We start from the raw sequence: 3,562 nt of genomic DNA on the forward strand, positions 1-3,562 counted from the left end.
TGTTTTAAACCACGCTCTAACTGCTGTTCAAAATAAGTCTGTAACTGTTTGAGGACATCTTCACACTTGTTTTCCACGGTTTACCAACTTCCTTTCGTTATCTTTTGACAGAAACGATTGACAAATCGATTAACACACAATCATTTACCGAAACATGGCCTCCACTACTTATTATAATACGAATTTTGGAAAAGAACAGCCGTAATTTTCAGATAACATTATTAAGAAAAAGACACTTTACTACCTGTATCCATTGTTTGTTGAAGAGAATGATAAGCATATTTATCAATGTCGAAGTGAAAATAAGAATTCTCCAGCTTTTTGTCGAACAGTGATGTGTCGTTACCCACAATATCTATTTTCTCAGTGGGTTCGTCAACGAATGACAATCACTAAATCGATGATTCATTCTAGTTGTCACGGGTATAGAGATAAGAAGACGACGAGTAGGAGTTGAAACAATGAGTGAAAAAATTTATGGAAATACCCCAACCTTTTTAGGAGCCATTAACGGAACAACAAGCCCAATTGATCAAGCCGATGCGTTGATTTACGGCGTCCCTTGGGAAGGTGCAGTAACGTGGGGAGACTACACAGGCTGCGAGCTCGCTCCAAAAGTGATGCGCTTGTCCTCAGGCCGCTATAGCGGCTACTTGCCAGAGCTTGACCATATCGATGTGTTTGAGCAGCTTACCCTGGCAGATATGGGGGATGTGGACGTGGTTCCTGCCGATGTGGAAGAGACGATGAAGCGAATCGGCGATTTCGCTGGAAACATCTGGAGCTTAGGGAAATTTCCCATTGCCCTCGGAGGCGACCACGGGATTACCTACCCAATCATCAAAGCATTAACAGAGAAAACAAACAAAAAAATCGGCATTCTCCACCTTGATGCCCATTATGACAACATGTCCCATCATGAGGGGGATAAGTATGCCCGCTCCACACCGTTTGCCCGCCTATACGAGCTGGAAGGGGTGCGGAACGAAAGCCTCATTCATGCAGGGATCCATGGACCGCGTAATAAACCGGAAAGCGGTCGCTTTGCAAACGATGCTGGGGCAAAAACGGTGACACTGAATGAGATTCGCGAGACAACCGATCTCCGAGCCTTTGCTGACGAGCTGTATGACCAAGCAAGTAAGGGTGTCGATGCCGTCTACTTAAGCATTTGTAGTGACGTCCTTGATTACGCCTTTAACCCAGGCGGCCCCGTGGACGGAAATGGCCTCACCTCCTATGAGCTGCTGACCTTGATTCACGAATTCGCAAAACGAGGACTCGTGGGAATGGATTTTGTCGAGGTTTATCCGCAGCAAGACCCGAACGATTTCTCCTCCCATCTAGCTTCTACGATTATTTTGTATGTCCTTGCCGGGCATGCGTTGCATCAAAAAGCGTAACACATGAAACGCATATCGCATAGAACGAGGCGGTATGCGTTTTTTAATACGTTAGGAAAGCATAAATTTTTTAACAACGGACGTCATTAAAAAATTTAAATGGCTACCAATGACTTAATTTTGAATTTTGATTGATATCAAGCTATTAATAGATTGACAAAAAACAGAAGCAAATACTTGAATTAGCTTTTATATATCAGATAAATGCTACCGAGATTGGGTAACTTTTCGATTGTTCACAACAGTCCGTATCTCAAGGGAAATCAAGCTACCATCGATTCAAGATGAGTTTTCAAAAACAAATTGTTGACCATATTAATTTTAATGATGGGAGCTTGCTATTAAAGAACTTAAGGTCCAGCTAAGAAACCAATCATAATTAATACAAACGTCAAAAGATAAATCAATAAAATTATACCAATCACAATAGGGGCTACATTCTTTGTAAACCCTATTTCTTTTTGTTTATAGGCAATAACAGTAAGAATTAAACTTACAACTCCTAACACTATCGAACCATAGAAAAGTATAACCAATAAGACATACTCCAAACCTTTCGGATAATCTGAAGCAAAAGCATAACTAACTAACAAAGCCAATCCACAAACTATACTAAGAATCGCTGACCATTTTCCATATTTCAAATACTTACCCCTCTCAAACTATAATAATATTCATACTCAGTACTGAAATTGGTAAAAAAGCACCTCTTCAATCCTAGCATTTAATACCCATTAACTGTCAATGCTCAAACATTTTTTTATCACTTTTACATAATATAAAGCTAAACTAAGGCTAGCGTCTGGAAAACGCGGATTAACAACAACGTTAAGCAAACTTACAAACATAGAAATACGATTTTTCATACAGCTCTTATCAAGACCTAAAATGAAAAAAGTTAGATAAATTAAAGAGGCTGGGACAAAAGAGTTTTTATTGAAGAGAAATCCGAACGTCATGATCGTTGCTGCATAGCATTCGCTTCGGAAAATACTTTGCTTTCCGCGGGCGGCTGGTGAGCCTCCTTGTGCTTTTCGCACTGTAGGGTCTCAGCCTTGTCTTTGATTCCGCAGGAGTCTACGTCTATTTCCTCCGCTAAGGTTGTGTATTGTTCGCATTTTCAATCATACACGTTCGTTATGTCCCAGCCTCTTTTTGTTTCCTTTAGCTTCTCGCAAGGTGTGAGAGATTGGCTAGAGTTCATATTATTTCCCATTTTCAAACTAGCAAGGGCTTTATTCTTTGGCAAACGTGGGGAATTACGTGAAAAAGGTATACACCAGCAATTACAACGAGCGAGTGCACTTAATATTTTAATAAATGCTGTAGGTGTATGGAAAACAGTTTATTTATCAGAGGCTATTAAAGTGCAAAAAATGAACGGTACTTTTCAAGAAGATTTAATTCCTCATGTATCACCGTTAGCATGGGAGCATATCAAACTTAAACACAAAGAAAGGGTTAAGAGAGTTACGTACTTAATATGAAATAATAAGCTGGTTTTCATAACCTTCGAGTAATGAAAACCGGCTTTTTACTACCGAATATTGTCTTATTGTATCTTCTCCGCTTTTTTCTGCAAAGAACCCATGCTGATTTATGCGGGAAAGGAGAATATTGATATTTTAATAAAAAATAGTTGTTGTTGCATATATGAGAACGGAAATGAATAATGTCGAAATATATAGAAAGAAAATTTCAATATATAGAACAAAAGATGAAATAATGTAAAAAAATGGCTGGAAATGACCTGTGAAATTTGGTAGAGTAAAGTTAATTAAATGGAAAAATGTTTTTCAACTTCCATCAAGATGTAAGATTTATAGGATAAAAGGATTGAAAATCATGATCGACATACATAGTCATATTCTTTGGGACATGGATGACGGTCCACGTCGTCTTGAGGATGCAATCGCCATGGCAAAACAGGCGCAGGAACAAGGAATCTACGCCATGATTGCAACCCCTCACCATATGAACGGATCTTATGAAAACAAGAAAGAAGAGATTCTCCAAGCGGTCGAGGCCATGAATACAGAGCTTCGTGCCCGCAAGCTAGATGTGAACATTGTTCCCGGACAAGAGGTACGGATGACAAGTAGCTTGCTAGAAGATTTGAAAAAAGGAGACATTCTTACCTTAAATAAGGGAAACCACTT

The 3,562-nt window shown here is 39.3% G+C and carries 3 protein-coding genes and 1 pseudogene; 3 read left to right on the forward strand and 1 reads right to left on the reverse strand.

The genetic code is table 11. The features are described from left to right. Positions 1-461: 461 nt before the first annotated feature. Positions 462-1,403, forward strand: a complete 942-nt coding sequence (locus tag BLT_RS0101915; protein WP_017726135.1) for an agmatinase family protein — start codon at positions 462-464, stop codon at positions 1,401-1,403. Positions 1,404-1,753: 350 nt separating this feature from the next. On the opposite strand, the gene BLT_RS0101920 is transcribed toward BLT_RS0101915, so the two are convergent. Next, entirely contained in the window at positions 1,754-2,047 is a 294-nt protein-coding gene (locus BLT_RS0101920; protein ID WP_017726136.1) for a hypothetical protein, read from the reverse strand. A gap of 579 nt (positions 2,048-2,626) precedes the next feature. On the opposite strand from BLT_RS0101920, the pseudogene BLT_RS0101930 reads away from it, so the two are divergent. Next, a pseudogene (locus BLT_RS0101930) lies at positions 2,627-2,848 on the forward strand (Tn3 family transposase); the annotation flags it as partial. A gap of 400 nt (positions 2,849-3,248) precedes the next feature. After that, on the forward strand, positions 3,249-3,562 hold a 314-nt coding region (locus BLT_RS0101935; protein ID WP_017726139.1), incomplete at its 3' end, for a CpsB/CapC family capsule biosynthesis tyrosine phosphatase.

Source organism: Halalkalibacterium ligniniphilum (genome assembly GCF_000334155.1).
In the GTDB taxonomy this organism is placed as follows: domain Bacteria; phylum Bacillota; class Bacilli; order Bacillales; family Bacillaceae_D; genus Halalkalibacterium; species Halalkalibacterium ligniniphilum.

What these genes read in the sequence shown, in the direction of transcription:
- BLT_RS0101915 (WP_017726135.1), top strand. Translation starts at nt 462, where the DNA reads ATGAGTGAAAAAATTTATGGAAATACCCCAACCTTTTTAGGAGCCATT.